We start from the raw sequence: 251 nt of genomic DNA, 5'->3' as shown, positions 1-251 counted from the left end.
GCCGTGGACGATGGCCTTCGACTGGTCCTCGACCATTTCGACGAGCATCTCGATCGCGCACTGGAAACGGCCCGGCACGCCCGACGTCGCCTTGCGGGCGGCCAGACGCAGCAGGACGATCGTCACGATGCCGCATACTATCGACCAGAACAGCGTGTCGAGATTCCAGACGTGAATGTCGAAAATCGACGTCTGATGCGAGGTGGAGAAATTCTGCAAGTGGTGCGCAATGTACTCGGACGGATCCGGAC

1 pseudogene is annotated in these 251 nt (G+C 60.2%); it reads right to left on the bottom strand.

Annotation, left to right across the window (positions count from 1 at the left end):
- A pseudogene (locus tag AAEY62_RS23735) lies at window positions 1-251 on the bottom strand (F0F1 ATP synthase subunit A); the annotation flags it as partial.

The sequence above is a fragment of the Pseudoalteromonas sp. GW168-MNA-CIBAN-0100 genome (genome assembly GCF_040309225.1).
GTDB lineage: Bacteria > Pseudomonadota > Gammaproteobacteria > Enterobacterales > Alteromonadaceae > Pseudoalteromonas > Pseudoalteromonas arctica.
The sequence above is the reverse complement of the archived record's forward strand: the minus strand, read 5'-3'. Positions and strand labels throughout refer to the sequence as shown.